This is a genomic window from Echinicola marina (genome assembly GCF_020463795.1).
Classification (GTDB): Bacteria; Bacteroidota; Bacteroidia; order Cytophagales; family Cyclobacteriaceae; genus Echinicola; species Echinicola marina.
On the sequence record NZ_CP080025.1, the window covers coordinates 2,621,329 to 2,640,319 of the forward strand.

16 protein-coding genes are annotated in these 18,991 nt (G+C 40.3%); 9 read left to right on the forward strand and 7 right to left on the reverse strand.

What is annotated here, in order from left to right; all coding sequences use genetic code 11:
• The first annotated feature begins 40 nt into the window (after window positions 1-40).
• From KZP23_RS10890 to KZP23_RS10915, 6 genes are all read left to right on the forward strand, one after another.
• Window positions 41-1,582: a sulfatase family protein gene (locus KZP23_RS10890; protein ID WP_226336263.1), complete on the forward strand. Its 1,542-nt coding sequence runs from the start codon at window positions 41-43 to the stop codon at window positions 1,580-1,582.
• Between the two features lie 334 nt (window positions 1,583-1,916).
• Window positions 1,917-3,452 carry a sulfatase family protein gene (locus KZP23_RS10895; RefSeq protein WP_226336264.1) on the forward strand — a complete coding sequence of 512 codons (1,536 nt, stop codon included), beginning with the start codon at window positions 1,917-1,919 and terminating at the stop codon, window positions 3,450-3,452.
• A gap of 338 nt (window positions 3,453-3,790) precedes the next feature.
• Window positions 3,791-4,390, forward strand: a complete 600-nt coding sequence (locus KZP23_RS10900) for an RNA polymerase sigma factor (RefSeq protein ID WP_226336265.1) — start codon at window positions 3,791-3,793, stop codon at window positions 4,388-4,390.
• A 126-nt stretch (window positions 4,391-4,516) separates the two neighbouring features.
• Window positions 4,517-5,560, forward strand: a complete 1,044-nt coding sequence (locus KZP23_RS10905; protein WP_226336266.1) for a FecR family protein — start codon at window positions 4,517-4,519, stop codon at window positions 5,558-5,560.
• Between the two features lie 124 nt (window positions 5,561-5,684).
• Window positions 5,685-9,188 (forward strand): TonB-dependent receptor, encoded by a 3,504-nt coding sequence (locus KZP23_RS10910; RefSeq protein ID WP_226336267.1) that lies wholly within the window; start codon window positions 5,685-5,687, stop codon window positions 9,186-9,188.
• A 24-nt stretch (window positions 9,189-9,212) separates the two neighbouring features.
• Window positions 9,213-10,847 (forward strand): RagB/SusD family nutrient uptake outer membrane protein, encoded by a 1,635-nt coding sequence (locus tag KZP23_RS10915; protein ID WP_226336268.1) that lies wholly within the window; start codon window positions 9,213-9,215, stop codon window positions 10,845-10,847.
• A 649-nt stretch (window positions 10,848-11,496) separates the two neighbouring features.
• On the opposite strand, the gene KZP23_RS10920 is transcribed toward KZP23_RS10915, so the two are convergent.
• From KZP23_RS10920 to KZP23_RS10930, 3 genes are all read right to left on the reverse strand, one after another.
• Entirely contained in the window at window positions 11,497-12,330 is an 834-nt protein-coding gene (locus KZP23_RS10920; protein ID WP_226336269.1) for a glycoside hydrolase family protein, read from the reverse strand.
• A 24-nt stretch (window positions 12,331-12,354) separates the two neighbouring features.
• Window positions 12,355-12,720 carry a glycoside hydrolase family protein gene (locus KZP23_RS10925; RefSeq protein ID WP_226336270.1) on the reverse strand — a complete coding sequence of 122 codons (366 nt, stop codon included), beginning with the start codon at window positions 12,718-12,720 and terminating at the stop codon, window positions 12,355-12,357.
• Window positions 12,721-12,901: 181 nt separating this feature from the next.
• Complete coding sequence (locus KZP23_RS10930; RefSeq protein WP_226336271.1) at window positions 12,902-13,381, reverse strand: hypothetical protein; 480 nt, start codon at window positions 13,379-13,381, stop codon at window positions 12,902-12,904.
• Window positions 13,382-14,059: 678 nt separating this feature from the next.
• Here KZP23_RS10930 and KZP23_RS10935 point away from each other — a divergent pair.
• Window positions 14,060-14,443, forward strand: coding sequence for a hypothetical protein (locus tag KZP23_RS10935; RefSeq protein ID WP_226336272.1), 384 nt, complete (start codon window positions 14,060-14,062; stop codon window positions 14,441-14,443).
• A 22-nt stretch (window positions 14,444-14,465) separates the two neighbouring features.
• On the forward strand, window positions 14,466-14,777 hold the full coding sequence (locus KZP23_RS10940; protein ID WP_226336273.1) for a hypothetical protein: 312 nt from the start codon (window positions 14,466-14,468) through the stop codon (window positions 14,775-14,777).
• A gap of 76 nt (window positions 14,778-14,853) precedes the next feature.
• Here the strand turns inward: KZP23_RS10940 and KZP23_RS10945 are convergent, their stop codons facing one another.
• Both KZP23_RS10945 and KZP23_RS10950 read right to left on the reverse strand, forming a co-directional pair.
• Window positions 14,854-15,594 (reverse strand): LytR/AlgR family response regulator transcription factor, encoded by a 741-nt coding sequence (locus KZP23_RS10945; RefSeq protein WP_226336274.1) that lies wholly within the window; start codon window positions 15,592-15,594, stop codon window positions 14,854-14,856.
• Complete coding sequence (locus KZP23_RS10950; protein ID WP_226336275.1) at window positions 15,591-16,397, reverse strand: sensor histidine kinase; 807 nt, start codon at window positions 16,395-16,397, stop codon at window positions 15,591-15,593. Before KZP23_RS10950 ends, KZP23_RS10945 begins: the two co-directional genes overlap by 4 nt.
• Window positions 16,398-16,421: 24 nt before the next feature.
• Between KZP23_RS10950 and KZP23_RS10955 the strand changes: the two genes are divergently transcribed.
• Entirely contained in the window at window positions 16,422-16,574 is a 153-nt protein-coding gene (locus KZP23_RS10955; protein ID WP_226336276.1) for a hypothetical protein, read from the forward strand.
• Window positions 16,575-16,651: 77 nt separating this feature from the next.
• Here KZP23_RS10955 and KZP23_RS10960 read toward each other — a convergent pair whose 3' ends face one another.
• Window positions 16,652-17,644, reverse strand: coding sequence for a Kelch repeat-containing protein (locus KZP23_RS10960; RefSeq protein ID WP_226336277.1), 993 nt, complete (start codon window positions 17,642-17,644; stop codon window positions 16,652-16,654).
• Between the two features lie 6 nt (window positions 17,645-17,650).
• A complete protein-coding gene (locus KZP23_RS10965; RefSeq protein ID WP_226336278.1) occupies window positions 17,651-18,925 on the reverse strand; it encodes a DUF4270 family protein in 1,275 nt (424 codons plus the stop codon).
• Window positions 18,926-18,991: the final 66 nt, after the last annotated feature.

Below are 18,991 nucleotides of genomic sequence, written 5' to 3' on the forward strand. Positions count from 1 at the left end.
TGGACTATATTCGTCTTTTTAAAAAAACACATACAAAAAAATGAAGAAATCTTATTGGTTAGGCTGTCTTATATTGCTTGCGGGCTTTGGGTGCAGTCAGAAACAAGTGGGCAAAACTACAGGGGGGGATAAGCAGAATAAGCCCAATGTTTTGCTGATTTATACAGATGATGTGGGCTATGGGGATATTGCTGTTTATGGAGGTAAAGTTCCTACTCCCCATATTGATAAACTGGCAGAGGATGGTTTGTTGTTTACTAATGCCTACGCTACGGCTGCTACCTGTACACCGTCCCGTTATTCATTATTGACAGGGGAATATGCATGGAGGGCCAAAGGAAGAGGAGTTGCTCCAGGGGATGCTTCTGCCCTCATTAAGCCAGGAATGGAAACTTTGCCTTCTGTAATGCAGAGCGCAGGTTATAGAACTGCTGTGATAGGAAAGTGGCATTTGGGCTTGGGAGGAGAAGAAGGTCCGGATTGGAACGGAGCCTTAAAGCCTGGCCCATTGGAAATTGGTTTTGATTATTCATTTATCATTCCGGCAACAGGTGATCGGGTACCGACGGTATTTGTGGAAGACCATCATGTGGTAGGCTTGGATCCAAATGATCCGATTGAGGTAAGTTACAGAAAGAAAATTGGGGATCGGCCTACCGGTAAGGAACATCCGGAGCAATTGAAAATGATGTGGTCTCATGGACATAATCACACGATAGTAAATGGCGTCAGTAGAATCGGATATATGTCGGGTGGCGAGTCAGCACTTTGGAGAGATGAGGATTTTGCCCAAACTTTTGTGGACAAGGCAGCATCATTTATTACTGAAGAGTCAGAAAAACCTTTCTTTATGTACTTTTCTACCCATGATATCCATGTGCCAAGAATAGCCAACGAACAGTTTCAGGGTACAACAGGATTGGGTCCTCGAGGAGATGTAATCGCCCAGCTGGACTGGACAGTGGGGGAATTGATGAAATTGTTAAAAGCGAATGGCATGGAAGAAAATACCATGGTAATTTTTTCCAGTGACAATGGTCCTGTGCTCGATGATGGCTATGAAGATGAGGCCAGGGAAAAATTAGGGGATCATCAACCTTGGGGGACGCTAAGCGGTGGGAAGTACAGTGCATTGGAAGCGGGTACCCGTGTTCCTTTTATCGTGAAATGGCCAAAGGGCATCAAAGCCGGTACGATTTCCAATGCCTTGTTCAGTCAGGTAGATATGTTGGGTTCGATGGCAGCACATTTTAAAGTGGCTTATAACCAGGAGCAAGCAGTGGATACCCAAGATGCTTGGGAAAGTCTAGTGGGCAATGATCAGGATGGTCGATATGCTTTGGTTCAAGAAGCACTTTTTAGTAACCTTGCCTATGTCAGACAGGATGGATATAAATTTATACCGGGCAACAAAGGTCCAAAAATGGTGCCTTGGGGACCAAAAATAGAAACTGGATTTTCTAAGGAGGACCAATTGTTCGATCTGAAATTAGACACAAAGGAGAAAATGGACCTATCCAAAGCGAAGCCAGAGGTGCTTAAGGAAATGAAGAATGAGTTAGAAAGTATCATTGGAAAGTAAAAACACAAAGGGCCGGAGTGAATAGCTGTCGGCCCTTTGTGCTTAAGGGGCAGGAATTAAATGATTTGTATGTCCGCAATTGTACCAGTAAGTTTTAACATTTATAATATTCTCTAAAAAGAGCACCCTGATCTCTCAGAAATACAAAATGAAATCAATGTACTTGTCTCTGGCCAGGTAGATCCGTGGGAAATAAGTTTATTGGTGTTAAAATGAAAAATCATACTAGATAAATAGTTTCTCTTCATTAGGGCAAAAAAAATACGGCTTTTAGGAAGATTTTGGAGAGAAAATTAACGAATAATTATTGAGATTGCTTTAAAAATATAAAAGGATGAATTTTAATTTTGCTCGCTTGCTCATCAGTGCATTGGTGATAAGCTTTTTTTCATGCCAAAATACTTCTAAGGAAGTGGGGAGACATGGTACAGCCCCTAATATAATTTATGTTTTGGCTGATGATATGGGGATTGGAGATGTACAGGCCTATAATCCTGAAGGAAAGATCAAAACACCTTATTTGGATCAAATGGCTGCAAATGGTATGAGATTTACCGATGCCCATACCTCGTCAGCGGTGTGTACCCCCACCCGTTATGGGATTTTGACAGGAAGGTATAATTGGCGTTCGAGGTTGAAAAACGGTGTATTGGGTGGATATTCGGAGCCCTTGATTGATACGGCCAGGACCACTGTTGCCTCTATGTTAAGTGACCAGGGATACCATACCGCATTTATAGGTAAGTGGCACCTTAGCTGGAACTGGGGAAAAGATGAAGCTGGAAAAGTAGACTTCAGTCTGCCAGTTACCCATAACCCAAATGACAAGGGTTTTGACTATGCTTATGGCCATGTGGCCTCCTTGGATATTCCTCCCTATATCTATGTGGAAAATGGAAAGGTTACTGCAGTTCCAACAGATTCTACAGAAAGCAAAGATAAATATGGTTGGTGGAGAAAAGGAGCGACTTCACCGGATTTTGACCATTTGGATGTGACCCCTAACTTCTTTAGAAGAGGGATTGCTTATGTGCAGGAGAGGGCCAAGACGGGGAAACCGTTTTTCCTCTATCTACCCTTACCATCTCCACATACACCTATTTTGCCCTCTGAAGCATGGCAAGGAAAAAGTGGTTTGAATCCATACGGGGATTTTGTGATGATGGTAGACGATTATATGGGCAAGCTTTTGGCGGCCGTTAAGGAAGCGGGTATTGAAGACAATACCTTGATTATTTTTACCAGTGATAACGGCTGCTCTCCAGCGGCAAAGATCGATGAGCTGATAGCCGAAGGACATTATCCAAGTGGAACCTACAGGGGGCATAAAGCGGATATTTATGAAGGAGGGCATCGGGTGCCATTTATCGTAAAATGGCCCAAAGTGATTCAGGCAGGAAGCGTAAATGATCAAACGATCTGTACCACGGATTTAATGGCCACATGTGCTGATTTGGTCAACTATACCTTGAAAGATAACGAAGGAGAGGATAGTTATAGTATGTTGCCGCTTTTGGAAGGTAAGGAGCAAAAAGGCGGCTTCAGAGAAGCTACCGTCCATCATTCCATCAATGGAAGCTTCGCTATCAGGCAGGGGGATTGGAAGCTGGCCATGACAGCAGGTTCTGGCGGCTGGAGCTACCCGACTCCCAAAGAGGTGGAAACAATGGATTCGATACCTCCTGTTCAGCTGTTCAATCTAAAGGATGATCCAAGTGAAAGGACAAATCTTCAAGCAGAGCATCCCGAAAAAGTAGCGGAACTTCAGGCCTTATTGACCAAATATATTGAAGATGGCAGAAGTACACCGGGAGCTCCCCAGTCAAATGAAGGAGAAAAGGTATGGAAGCAACTTTGGTGGATGAAGTGATTGATGTCTGGTAGGGAAAGCTAAAAAAGAGTCAATGAAGTACAAGAACCCAAAATACCTTTAATTTTATTGATCTTTGACAGTACATCTCATGGTCAGGTGCTTAGGGAATTATCAAATCAGCCTGCCTTTGCCACTGTTTTATTGCCCAACAGCATCTGACACCAGTGCTAATAATTGTAGTTCTGGGGGAATATCTTCTTCAGGAAAAGATAAAGATTTCTGGCTTTTTAGAAGAAAAATGAATTTGGATTCTTATATTAGGACAAATGGTCTATATCTAATATTGGTTTAAATCCAAAAGTTTGTTTTGTAATAAGCTTAATAGAGTACTGATTATGAATAAGAGTTATACCGAAAAAGATGCTGAACTATGGGGAAATATAGTCAGAGGGGATAGGGAGAGTTTTGCTCGTGTCTATAAGGCTTATTCCAATGATCTGTATAGGTACGGTTTTGGTTTTACCAAAGATGGGAATCTGATCCAAGATGTGTTGCATGATGTGTTTGTACATGTTTGGAGCATCAGGAATAATATATCCATACAGAAATCCATCAAATTTTATCTTTTTACCACTTTTAGAAGAGAATTGATTAAAGTGGTCAATGAGCAGTATAGAAGGGATTCTTTAGAGGATTACCATGCTCAGTTTTTATGGGAATCCTCATTTGAGGAATTATTGCACAAGCATCAAATTGTCTCAGAATCCAATGTGAAAATCAACGAGGCTTTAGAAAGTCTTCCTTTAAGGCAAAAGGAAGCAATTTATTTGAGAGTGATAGAAGAATTGGGCTATGAGGAAATTTCCGAGTTGATGGGGGTACAAGTTCCTTCAATTTACAATTTGATTTTTAAAGGCATCAGGACCTTGAAGAGCAGTTTGGATTTAAGGAAAATAGCGATCAGCATTCTGTGTTTATTCATCCTGAGTAGCTAATATTGGCTGATGAGGCCTTGTTCTTTGGCGCAATACCAGATATGAAAAATAATTTAAAATTTTTTAGAATTAGGCGATGAGATTTTAGGGGTTTTGTACTCTGTGATTCAGATAGTACAAAAGAAGATGAAAGCCTATAATAAAATAGAAGACTTATTGTTTGATCAATCTTTTAAAGATTGGGTGCTTCAAGGTGAACCATTAGGGAATCTTAAATGGAAGAATTGGATTTCTCAAAATGAGGACAATCGACTACTTTATGAGCAGGCAAAGGCCATTTTGATTTCTCTAAATGATCAGGGAGAAATCATGGATGCTGCAATGCAAAGTAAGCTTTTTAATAGGATTGAAAATAGCATCCAAACAAAGTCAAGGAATCAACTTCCACATGAAAAGTACTCTATTTGGAACCAGGCCTGGTTTAGGGCGGCAGCCATATTGTTGTTGGTTGTAGGCTTGTCCATTGCCCTATCGAATATAAAAACAATTGAAAAGGAAACCTTAGTAGAAGAAGTGGGCAGGGTGGTCAAGTCCAATCCGATGGGACAAAAATCGAAACTTTACCTGCCTGACGGGACCATTGTTTACTTAAATTCAGGCAGTGAGATTGTGTATCAAGAGAATTTTGGAAAGAGTAATAGGGATATTGACTTGAATGGGGAAGCATTTTTTGAGGTGGCACATGATACCTTATTGCCTTTTAGGGTAAAATCCAGAAATATGATGACCGTAGCAGTGGGGACATCCTTCAATATTAAAGCCTATCAGGAAGACACTCCTAGTATACAGCTGGCCACCGGAAAGGTAAGGGTCTATAGCATGGATGATGAAGAAAAGGAAGTCTTTTTGGATCCAGGAGAAGAAGCCTCCTTAGGCAGCGTAGGATTAGAAAAGGGGAAGTTTGACCGGAAAAATGCATTTGGCTGGAAGGAAGGAGTCCTTAGTTTCACCCAAATGAGATTCTCGGAGGTTAAACAACTACTGGAACGCTGGTATGCAGTTGAGATAACTGTTAATAATTCCCCAAAGAAAGACGAAAAAGTATCAGGAGAGTATAAGGATGCCATTTTGGAAAATGTATTAAAAAGCCTAGGATACACCATGGGTTTTGACTTTAAAATAGACCGTAAAAAAATAACCATATACTTTAATACAAATGCCAATGAATAAATTCTGACAAAAAAAGCCAATGATCACTCATTGGCTTGGTCGATAGACAGCCAAGTTTCTCAGGCTTTAGGCCGTATATCGATGTTTTAATGCCTTATGTAAAACAGTAAAACATTTCAAAATTATGAAAAAAACATTACATGCAATATGTATGATAGGAAAATACTATCTGTATGGATTTGTGTTTCAGTTACTTTTCCTGAACCTGATCTATGCAGGGCCTAGCAAGGCACAAGAATCGCTGGACATCACTAAGGTGTCCTTGAGCCTTGATCTTAATGAGGCTTCTTTGGCAGAGGCTTTTAAGCAGATCAATGCTAAGACTGAGTTTAAATTTATTTATAAAGATGAACTGGTCAGAAATTTACCTCCAGTTAATATTAAGCTAGAAAATCAATCACTTGAAGCTGTATTGATTAATTTGGCTAGAAGTCATCAGTTGTCATTCAAGCAGGTGGATAATACCATCAGCGTTAAGGAACATAGGAGAAAAAACTCCACTCCCGCCATCACTGTACAAGTTGAAGTGAGCGGTACCGTGACAGCAAAAGACGGCCAGCCTATTCCAGGCGTAACGGTGGTGGAGCAGGGGACGGTAAATGGTACAGTGACCGACTTGGATGGTAAATATTCCATTAGTGTGGAAGAAGGAGCCAACCTGGTGTTTTCATTTGTGGGCTATCTTTCTCAAACCGTTACAGTAAGTAACCAATCTACCCTTAATATAGTTTTGGAGGACGATGTCAGCGACTTGGAAGAAGTAGTTGTGGTAGGTTATGGTACCCAGAAGAAAGGAAACCTTACCGGTGCAGTGGGGATGACTGACGGGGCAGTGCTTCAGGAAAGGCCGATTACGAATATTACAGATGGTCTCCAAGGGGTCGTGCCCGGATTGAACATAATTCCTTCAAATGGTACACCAGGTAGTGGTGCCAGCATCAATATCCGTGGTGCCACCAGTATCAATGGAGGTTCTCCTCTGGTCTTGGTAGATGGTGCTCAGATGGATATCAATAATATCAATCCGCAGGACATAGAAAGTGTAACAGTCCTAAAAGATGCTGCCTCTGCTGCAATATATGGTGCAAGGGCAGCATTTGGGGTGATTTTGATCACTACAAAAAAGGGTACTAGAAATGCAGCTCCTCAGTTTAACTATTCAGGGAACTTTTTTGCAGCACAGCCAACTATTTTACCTGAAAAGTCTGACAGTTATAAATATGAAATGTATGTGAATAGCATGGTGAGCAGTACCAACGGTGCCAGGGTATTCAATGATGATCACCTAGGGTTGATTCAGGATAGGGTAAATGGTACTATATCCAATGATTATACTTTAGCCCCTTCTGGCTCTTTTTATTATGAGCATGCGAATACGGATTGGGCAGATCTGGTATTTGCTACTGCTGCTCCAGGGCAAAACCATAATTTGAGTGTGTCTGGTGGAACTGATAAAACGGCCTATCGTGCATCTTTTGCTTATACCCGTCAAGATGGTATTGTGAAGATCGGTAATGACCGATATGAACGGTACAACTTCAATACCAATATGAGTACGGACTTGAACAACTGGTTGACCACCAAATTCCAAGTAAACTTTTCCAAGTCTGAGCAGGATGTACATAACTTGCCTCCGGGCCATGGGCCTTCTATTTTCCATACGGTGTGGAGAGCCAGACCTACTTTGACGCCCTATATGGATTTGGATGGTGTGCCTTATGCTACATTTATCCGTTTGAACCCCGTTGCTACCCTAGAGCAAGGAGGTCGTGATAATAGACATGCATATAACTTAAATACAAAAGCAGGCGTAGAAATGAAGTTTGGTGATTTCCAAGTGTTCTCAAACTTCACTTATAATCCTAAATTCAGACAACGCGTATTGAACAATGTGGATTTCGAATCCACTACCCCTTGGGCCAACTTGAGTGTAAGAAAAGACGGTGGGCCTTCCTATGTAAGGAAAATTAATGAAGTGGATAATTATTATGCTTTCGATATCTATGGAAAGTATGGGAAAGACTGGGAGAGTGGACACAGCTTAGAGGCTACAGTAGGTTTTAATCAGGAAATGGCCACATTTAGTAATGATAATGTCTACAATACGGACATGATCAGTTATGATGTGATTTCTACATCCACAACATTAGGTACACCTGTAGTCACAGATGGATATTCGGATTGGGCCCTAAGAAGTGGGTTCACAAGGATTAATTATAGCTTTATGGGCAAATATCTTCTGGAAATAAATAGTAGATATGATGGCTCTTCCAGGTTTAGGAAGGATGATAGGTTTGGATTTTTTCCTTCGGTATCTGCAGGTTGGAGGGTTAGCGATGAAGAGTTTATGAAAGACATTTCTTGGTTAAATTTATTCAAACTTAGGGCTTCCTACGGAAAGCTTGGTAATCAGGTTACTGAAGTAGATTATCCTTTTGTGGGGTATTTAACAGTACCTCAAACAAGTTGGATTATTGGTGGTCAAAGACCTTTGGGGCTAACGCCTCAAGATCCAATTGGTACTTTATATTCTTGGGAAACTGTTGAAACGACTAATATTGGGGCGGACTTTGTTTTTATCGGTGGAAGGTTAGACGCAAGTTTTGATATTTTCACAAGGAATACAAAGGACATGCTAGTGGAAAGTGATGGTTTGCCAAGCGTTTTTGGAGCTCAGGCTCCAGAACAAAATGCAGCAGATCTTCAGGTAAAGGGTTGGGAAGCTGCTATTGGATGGAATGATAAAGTGGGGAGCGATTTTTCCTATAATCTAAACTTTGTGATTTCTGACTCAAAAGGTGAAATTACTAAGTTTGATAACCCTTCCAAGTCTCTTGCAGCGAGCTATTATGAGGGAATGACCATTGGTGAGATTTGGGGATATGAGACTGTAGGACTATTCCAAACTCAAGAGGAAATTAACAATGCTGCAGACCATACTCCCCTGGGGGCAGGGAATCTTGTGGGGCTTGGTGATGTGCATTATGCGGACCTAAATGAAGACGGGGAAATCTCAGTGGGACAAAATACTGTTGAGAATTCTGGTGATAGAAGGATCATCGGTAACGCTTCTCCCCGCTATTTCTACGGTATCCGTGGTGGAGCGAGCTGGAAGGGTTTTGATTTCAGTATATTTTTCCAAGGCGTGGGCAAGCGCGATTATTGGATAGACGGCCCATTGATGTTTGGCGGTGATGGTGGTTATGGCAATGTGGTGGTGACAGATGACCTTTATGCTAATGTTTGGAGTGATGGATCTGATGGATTACCTGTCAATACAGGTGCTTATTATTTCAGACCAAGCCAAGGTGGTGTAATCAATAGAAATAAGCAGGTTCAGACAAGGTATCTTCAGGACGCTAGCTATTTAAGGTTGAAAAACCTAACCATAGGTTATTCTTTGCCAAAAACAGTGCTTGATAAAGTGAATATCAATAACATGCGCGTATTTGTGTCAGGAGAAAACTTACTGACTTTTACCAAACTTAACGAAAACTTTGATCCAGAGGCTTTGTCTCCAAGTCAGGGAGCTTTGGGAAATACTTCTTTTAGCAATGGTGGTAATCAGTCCGGTAAATTGTACCCATTGTCCAAAAAGCTTTCTTTTGGTGTAACAGTAGGGTTTTAATTCATCAACTAAAAAAGAATGATCATGAAAAAAATAGGAATATACCTTCTGGCCAGTCTTTGGGTGTTGACTGGATGTAACGATGAGTTCTTGGATACTTTTCCAAAAACTCAGATAAACGATGAAAACTTCTGGAATAATCCATCGGATTTAGCTACTTATAACAATCAGCTATATGCAATGCAGTTTAATAACGAGGGATTTGGCAGAGGTGGTTTTAGCGCAGGCATGCTTACTGCGGATAATCTTAGTGACAATTCATTTGCCCAAAGTCCTGATGATGTAAGATTGGGTATAAATTCGACCAATAGTCCCGGAAGAAGTGATTGGGACTGGTCATTGGTCAGGGATGTAAACCAAATGTTGGAAAATGTAGCAGGAGCCGATATTGAAGAGAGCCTAAAAAACCAATATATCGCTGAGGCAAGATTGCTAAGAGCATTGAATTATTACGACAAATTAAAACTATATGGTCAGCTACCGATCATTGACCGGGTGCTGACCGAGGATGATGAATTGTTATATGCTTCCCAATCCAGTAGGAACGAAGTAATGGCATTTATCAAGAGTGATCTTGATTATGCCATAGAGTGGATGGCCAGTAGCGCTGCCACTAACCGTTTTGATAGGAATATTGCCCATGCTTTCAGGGCAAGAATCATGTTACATGAGGGGACTTTTAGAAAATACCATGCTTTGGGAGGTGAAAGTGCTTACTTGCAAGCAGCAGTAGAATCCGCACAGGAGATCATGAATAGTGGTGACTATTCTATTAATGTAAATGGTGAATACAATGCCTTGTTTGCCAATGTTGACCTTAGTGGAAACAATGAGGTGGTGTTTTTCAGGGATTATGATGAGGCTTTGCAATTATACAATAACGTAACCAATCTTCTTATCGGCCCTTCATTTGGAGGAACCAAGGATTTGGTAAATGATTATTTGTGTATTGATGGTTTGTCTATTGAAGAGAGTCCCTTGTACCAAGGTGATGCGACCATTGAGGATGAATTTACCAATAGGGATAAACGCTTGGCGGGAACTTTTGCTCAGCCAGGCACCTATTTTGTAGGGGAGCAACTTTATTTGAGTTCTGATCCAGAAGGATTCGTATATACACACTCTCCCTCAGGTTATCAGGTGGTGAAATTCTTTGCAGAAAGCCAGGAAATGCAAGCTTGGGACAGATCATTTATTGATGCTCCGATTATTCGATATGCGGAGATATTACTGATCTATGCAGAGGCCAAAGCTGAGTTGGGTAACATTACTCAAGCTGACGTGAATATGACCATCAATCAGCTGAGAGCGAAAGCGGAAGTAGCCGATCTGATATTGGATCAAGGAAGTATTGTCGCTGATGTGAGGAGAGAAAGAAGAGTGGAATTGGCGTTTGAAGGTTTCCGATATGATGATTTGATCCGTTGGAAAGAAGGTGCACAATTGACAGCGCCTGTTTTAGGATTAAGATTTAATGAAACTGACATTGCGCATTATGATGATTATGAGATTGGAACGGATATCGTGCTCAATGAAGAAGGTTATATTATGTCCAATCAAACCTATCAGTTTGATGAAAGCAAGAACTATTATTTTCCGCTTCCGGTAAATGAACTTTCACTGAATCCTAATTTGGAACAAACTACAGGATGGGATTAAATGTCTTATTTTTGTATTAAATGATTACAGGCAATCCGGTGGATTGCCTGTTTTTTTTTATTCATTATCCCTTCTTCCTTCCATACTATTTTTATCATGCCTTAAGCCATGTTTAGGCCAAATCAGAATTATCTTTGGATCAAGCAGGGATCATCTTCGGATCACCTTCGGATCAAGCATGGATATTTCCCTGTATAATCCGAAGATAATTTGGAATTGTTCCTGGACTAATCCTTAGTGATGGAAAGGGAGCGGAAGCACTAGCCTAAAGTAACTATGGAGTATTCTAAGGGGATCTGCAAGTTCAGGTTGACTTTGAATGATCCGCTAAGGGAACTTCGGTATGAAGGACAGTGGGGCAAGTAGGAATCGCTATTTTTATAAGTTTTGAGGGTGAGGCCGGTCAGTATAAAGCTGATGTAATGATGAGGAGGGTGAAAGAAAAGAGCTTGATCAGGTCCATCATCTAGCTCTTTCAGTTTTATTATAAAGGTATAATATAGCGGAGGAATCGCTTTTATATACTATCATTAAAGTTATGTCAGCCTAGGTGATCTTCATGGAAGGCAGATTTTTGGCCTGATATATTATTCTTTATGGATATACCTGCTTCAAAACGATTTTTTGTGATATAATAATTTACAACTGCTTATTTTCCATAATCGCTTATCAAAGGGACTTGGATATTAAAACTGCTGCCATCTTTTTTTGCATTGGGCCCTTCAACAGCACATGCAGCGTAGAGGACTTTGGGCAAACCATTTTCATCAATTAATAACTGCGGTCGCTCGAGCCTCTTCACTTGTACCTTGCTACCGTTTTTGAGCTGTAGTTCTAGCGGCATAAACATACTTTGTTCCATTTGTTCCCATTTTTCTCCATCATTGGAGCTCATGATGGCAAGACCTGGATCCCCTTTTGTGATCTTTCCGGTGAAGTCTTTGAATATGGCATAGAATTTTTGGCTTTTACTGTGGTACCATACGTAGGGGTCTTCCGCAGAGGCCAATTGACCGTTTTCATCTTTTACATCAAAAACATATTTGTCTTTTGGATAAAAAGGGCCAATGGGGGTGTCTCCAATGGCGACACCATGTACACCTCTCCAAGATGGGGCATAAATATTTCCTTTAAAATACAGCAAGTACTTTCCATCGCTTGGCCGGAAAACTACTGCAGGATTCACCACAATTAGGTTGTCGGGTAAAGCTGTGGTCCCTTTAGGGGATGGATTAAAGACGTTGTCTGGTTTTACCCTTGTCCTTGGGCTTAATAAAGGTTTGTCATATCGGGTAATATTTCCCTTCAAGAGCTCTTCAATGCTATCAAAGGTAACTACGCCAAGCTGTTGGCTTTGTTGGATAAGGTCCCTTTTGCTCAGGTTGCCTCCTGGGGAACCTGGGGATTGCTTGCTCGGATACTTTGATCCAGTATGATAGAGGTGATATTTTCCTTCGAAAAGTTGGATGTGTGGATTGTGCACCGACTGTGCATCCCAAGCCCCGGGCTATCCATCCTTGGCACGCCCTCTGAGTACTACTTTTACGAACTCAAAACCATGATCAGGAAAATCAGATACCGCATAGGCGATTTCGGAATTGATCAACCAGGCGTCAGAGAATTTTTCATGTTCTTCTCCGGATACCCATCTAGCGTAGAACATATGATATTTACCGTCCTCTCCTTTGACCACATTTCCTCCCCAAACAAAATAGCCATCTTGATTCAATGCCGATGAACCAACCAAAATAGGGCTTGCCCCATTATCTGTTAATGCAGCATCTACTTCGCCTGGTTGGATTTGTATTTGGGCCATTATAGACGAAAAACTGAAAGCCAATAATAGGATGACTAAGAGGATTTTGAACTTCATTTTTAGTGCTTTTTATAAAGGTACTAAAAATAGGTCGTTAGGACTAAAGTGAGTGTTGGTAAGACTTTAACTATAACCTAGTGGAAGAGCTTATTCACTAGCTTGTTGGATGCTTGTTCTTCCTCTCGGCATTATGTTTAATGTGTTTAAATAGAGGGGAGCGGTGAGTAGATTGAATTATTCACCGCTCATCAATAAACGGTAAGGTTTCCTGAGCAGAAAGTTTAATGGTGCTATGGATATAATTATCCACCTGTAGAAACTTGGCTGCGATCAAAGCAGAAGTGGCCTTTTTGAATCTTTTATAGTATTTGGAGTGCAGCTTACTGATATCAATATCGTTTTTTATGGTCTTTTTGGCCAGGTCGTCCATTTTTGTTTCATCTAGGTCTTCGAAATTTTTCAAGTAATCATTAATGATGATCATGCGATCTCTGGCTATTGATTTTCTTTCTTCTTCATATTGCTTATAGATCATCCAAAAACTGTTTTGCTGATTTTCTGGTAAGTCCATATATATTTCTATTAATTTTTGCTTGTCAAGTCCAAATTCAGCTTGAATTAATTGGATTTCCTCATCCAAAGTGGTCTGGGCCATCGTGATGGTGGGGGATAAGAGGAATAAAGCGATCAATAATGTGTGCAGCTTTTTCATGGTCATAATGCTTAGTGTTTATACAAATTACTTCAGGAATAAATTAAGCTTTATATTGATCGAATATGCTTTGCGCATAATGGCCGAAAATTGGCAAAATGCGTTGTTGGTTGTTAGGTGATTTTTTGGTTGTGCGTGTTTATAAGCTTTTTTGGGTGGTTTGTTTTTAAGGGGAAACCAATGTTTCAAGGTGGAATGGAGGAAATTGAAAGATGGCATGATAAAATAAATCTTTTTTTTCAGTAGACTTAAAAGAATTTGGCAAATGCTCCGTTAATAAAATTGAATGGGTTTATTCATATTGAAATTAAGCATAGCCTAAGTGGGCTGTGCTTTTTTTTGGTGGTAATTATTTGATTTTGGCAGGTAAGTTTCTCCTGTTTTGCTCTTGTTCTTTTCTACAGTCTGTGTAATAGTTCTACATTTTTTACTCGTATTATGTTCAAATAGCCTACTGAAGGCCCTTTTTGAAATGGCATAACTTATGAATATTGATATGTAAATGATTAATATGAGCAATTTTCGAAAATTAATTTTCATGTTATTAGCAGGCATTTTGATCGCGATTTTGGCCTTGTTGGGATTGACAGGATACAGGCTCAAAACTGAATCAAATGTGTCAGCCTACCATACTAAGCTAGGGACGGCACCTACTGGTTTATTTTATAGGTAAACAAGAAGACCATGAGACAACTTTTGATAAAAATATTCATACCGGCATTTGTGTTGGTTTCATGTGGGGATGGAAAAGATCAAGTCTCTTCCGAAGAACTGAATACTAAAGGAGAAAGTATTCATATGAGGGAATCCATGCCTGATATTGAAGGTATAAGCGAACTCCAGACACCCAATGAAGAGCCAGTGAGAGTAGAGGTAAAGGAAGAGGATTTACCAAAGGAAATCACTTCTTTGATAGCCAATGACTCTTTACTGTCAACCTTGGAACTGGAAACAGCTTATTCGGTTACTGATGGGGAAAAGAAATATTATGATTTGACTTTTGTCACAGAAGATCAGGAGGATATCATAGTGTCTTTCGACCATAAAGGTAATTTGTTGGAATTATAAATAACCCAAAGAAAAATTAACCATGAAAAAGTACGTATTTATTCTTGCCATCGGGATGCTGATGTCCACTGGGCTTCAAGCGATGGAGCTCTTCCCTACTTCAGCCATGGAGCTGAGTGCTCAGGATAAAGTGGAGATAGCTCCAGAAGATCTACCTCAGCCAGTTAAAGACGCCATTGCGGACAGTGATGAAACGAAGGATTGGACAATATCCAAGGTCTATCAGATGACCGATGATGAAGGAAGTGTGATCTACAAAGTCATTTTTGGAGAAGGTGAAGAAAGTATCACTAAAAAGTATGATGCAGAAGGTAAAGAAATTAAAGAGGATTAGTAGTTTCTTTTATTCATGTGAAAGGCACCGGTTTTTTTAGCTGGTGCTTTTTTGTTTTTAGACCAGTAGCGGAATGTCAAAGGTTCTTTTTAACCACCAGTTCATAAAAGAAATCCTTATAGCTTTCTCCTATGGATATATATACCTCTTTATGGTATAGCTTGACTTTGTTCCGGCTGATATTGGCGATCTGATCTATGGATACTACATAGGATTTATGGATGCGGATGAAGCCCTTGGAAAATAAGCTCATCTCATAATGTTTGATGGAGTTTAAGGTTAAAATGGGCTGAGATTCATGGATGAGATGAATCTTTACATAATCTTTATACCCTTCAAAATAGGAGATGTCCCTTAAATTTATCTTGACGGTGCTATGTTCGACTTTAGCAAAGATAAAACCATGGTTTTCCTTCACTGGGATTTCCTGCTCCGCTGAAGAAGAGATTGAAGTTGGGCTGTTTGATATATTTAAGATTTTGCTGACAGCCCGAAAAAAGCGGTCAAAACTGATGGGCTTGAGTAAATAATCCACGGCATTTATCTCAAATCCCTTAACGGCATATTCGCTATAGGCTGTAGTGAAAATCACCTTGGGTTTTATGGGAAGGCTTTCATAAAACTTGATGCCATTGATGTCTGGCATGTTGATATCCAGGAATATCAGGTCAATTTTTTCACGCATAATGGTATCCATGGCCTTGATAGCTGAGTCAAACTTCCCTCTAAGGCTTAACATGGGGATTTTGGAAATATAATCTTCCAGAATATCCAAGGCCAGGGATTCATCATCGATTATGATACAATTGATTGTCATTTTTTAATGGTAAGGAAGCTTTTAAAAGTGCTGTTTTCGTAAATCTGTTTAAAGCTATGGCGGCCAGGATAAAGTAATTCCATTCTTTTTCTTAGGTTGTTGATACCCACTCCTTCCGGATTATTGTTGATAGATTGACCATCCTTTTGCCGGGATACACTGTTGAGTACAGAAAGGAGGATTTCTTTTTCGTTTTCTACCAATGAGATCATGACAAATGAGGGGGATAGGTAGCTTATCCCGTGTTTGAAAGCATTTTCTATCAAGGTCACGAAAAGCAATGGTTCAATGGGATAGTCCTCGTGAAGTAATTGAAAGGAGTGGCTTATCTTGGGGGCATTTTCTGCGCTGAACTTCAGTTTTTCCAAATTCACATAATTTTTGATAAAGGCAACCTCCTGCCCTAAGCTTACCTTGTCTTTGCCGGATTCATAAAGTACATATCTGAGCATGTCTGAAAGCAATAGTATGGCAGGGGTGGTATCCGCTGATTTCTTTCTTGCAAGAGAATAAATATTATTCAAAGCATTAAATAGGAAGTGGGGATTGAGCTGGTTTTTAAGAAAGTTTAACTCTTTGATCATTCTTTGTTTCTCCAGTTCCTCGTATTTCTTTTTTTCCTGCTCAAACTGTAATATCAGTTCTATGGAAGTCCCCAGTCCCAGGATCATCAGCAACCTCAATAGGGAAGGAGAAAATAGTATAAAATGATAGGGTTTCCTGTCCATATCACCAGGGACAGGCCTATCAAGCTGAGGGGGGATTTCCCTGAAATAATGGTGAATAGCAAGAAATAGAACCATGAACGATATGAAAATCAGGCTATAATGCAGGTATTTTCTTTTGAGAAGGAAATGGGGAATGAGCCAGATAATATTGACCAGATAAAAAAGTATGATGCTGATATTGGTAATGCTGAAATAGAAAAGGGAGAAGGGGCCATCATGCTCACCAATCAAAAAAGAATAAGCTGGGGATAAAATTATCCCCAGAATTAATAGGTGTATCGTCGTTTTAAGAAAACTTTTTTGTTGGTGTATTTGCATGTTTAAATTGATTAATCCTCCTCATCATAATCAACGAATGGCTCGAATTCCCAAATATCATCAAACCTCAGGCTTGAGCTTTTACCCAAGAGAACATAGGCACGCTGATCATTGATGGAGAAAACGGAAGCTCCTGTCCGGAAAGTACCTTCATAATCTGTTTTTTCAAACCATTCATCGCTAGAAGGTCTGTATTCCCAGGTACTTCCCAGAATAGAACCTCTATTGCCCACCGTGATGTAACCATAATTCCCAATGGTAAATGCATTGGCATTGGACCTGTAGATAAGGTAATCATCATCATAGTCAATAGGTCTTTTTTCAGTCCATTCCAAGGTATTCCCATTCAGTGCCCAGAGATCAAATTCATAGGATCCGTTGTTGATTCCGGTGCCAATATACGCAATATCATCAATGACAAAGGCGACCGCTCCCTGACGTTTTGCGCCACCCATACTAATGATTTGCTTCCATGCCCCGCTTGTTGGGTCGTATTGCCAGAAATCCTTTTGTTCACTACCATCATAGCCGGTACCGATATAGCCTTTACCCACAAGTGAAAACCCCACTGCATCGTACCTAGCAGTACCACCAAATTCTGCGAGCTCTCTCCAGGTATCCGTTTCCGGGTCATATTCCCAGAAATCCTTCAGTTTATCTGTTCCGTCATAACCAGTGCCCAAATACCCTTTTCCATCAATGGAAAAGGCTACTGCATTACTTCTGGCTTTTCCGGGGAAATCTGCTTTTCTCTCCCAGTAATCGCCAGTAGGGTTATATTCCCAAAAATCATTGAGGTATTCGTCTCCTGTATACCCACCCATAATAAAAGCGCGCTCTCCAATAGTGAAACTGGCGGCATTGGACCGGCTGTCTCCATCAAAATAGGACCTTCTTACCCAGTTACCTTCACTGGTTTCCTCTTCATCACTTACACAAGAAGTGCCGAATATTATGATTCCCATAAGGGAAAATAAAATGTTGATAAATCTTACTTTAAGCATTGTTCGTTAATTTAATGGAATAAATGTGATGTCTATTTTTATCTTTTGTTCATTGGTGCTTTCTGAAAGGATCAAGCCACTTGTTTCAAGGTCTGTACTGTTAGGTACATTGATCCATAGCGCATCTTCATTGTGTTGTCCTTTAGAGAGTTTATAGTCTATAAAACTTTTGATGGGGATTTCGTAAAAGGTTTTTTCTTGGAACTGTTCATCCCAGGAACTGAGTGTGGTGGTGCCCAAGCTTTGAATCAAGAGATTCTTTTTGTTCACTATGCCGAGATTTACGGTGGTGACGGGGATATTGAAGTACCGGTCATAGGTATTTGGCTGCAATGGGAGAATTAAATTGGCCGAGGCAATGATAAAGGCTTCTGCTTTTTCTTTTAACTCAAGAATTTCAGGGAGTTCCAATCGAATGGCGGCTCCCATGATCTGGTCGGTCATGATGACACCGTTGGATGTTGCTATAGGGATGTTTTCATAGGCTTGTGGGGAGGTGAAATATTGGGAGGTCCTGTCAATATCAAAATGGGTGAATTTGCCAGAACCATTTGCTACGCTTAGTTTGAGTAAGCCTTTTCCCTCATCCAGATCGCTTGGAACCCTATAATGGAAACCAATATAAGAAGAGTTGTTAAACCCCATCAGGGCGCTATTCTCATTTGTACTTAAAACCAGGCCTTTGAATATTTCTTCCAGTTCATCATTGGATTCAAAGATGGAGTTATTGCCTTTGCCCATTTCAAATAGTCTATGGCCAAAATCATAGGGCAATGTAACGGTAAGGGAGTCTTTTGAAGGGACTATTCTTGAGGGCTGTGTAATAAGTGGACTTTGATCAAATTCAAAATTCTGGTAACTGTAAATATTGCCATCATCATCGGTTTCCAGGTTTTCCAATAGTTCGTGAACTTCAATATCAAAACCTGGCAAGGTGTCATAATGGTACTTTTCGTAGAACAATACCAAAACGACAGAATCCAATTGGGCGTCTTCATTTACAGCTGTCTGATTAGTGATGCCAAACTGTAGGTAGGGCATGGCATGTATACTTCCTCTATAATTGTCTTCATGATGTCCTAGGGTAAACGAACTGAGGTTGTTGGTTGCCAAGGAGTCATTGAAATAGGTGAATAAATCGATGTCTGTATATTCTATGATTTGAAGGGCAAGGTCTTCTCCATCAGTTACCACCTGTGGTTTGGTGAGCTTTTCGTTTTCGAAACAGGCCGTTAGGAAAAAGAAGGGAATTAGGAGCTTTATGTTGTGTTTTTTCTGCATATTTTATAGCACTGATGGATGCACTGTTTTTTTCTGGTTATCCGTTGTCACACCAGTGTGAATTTG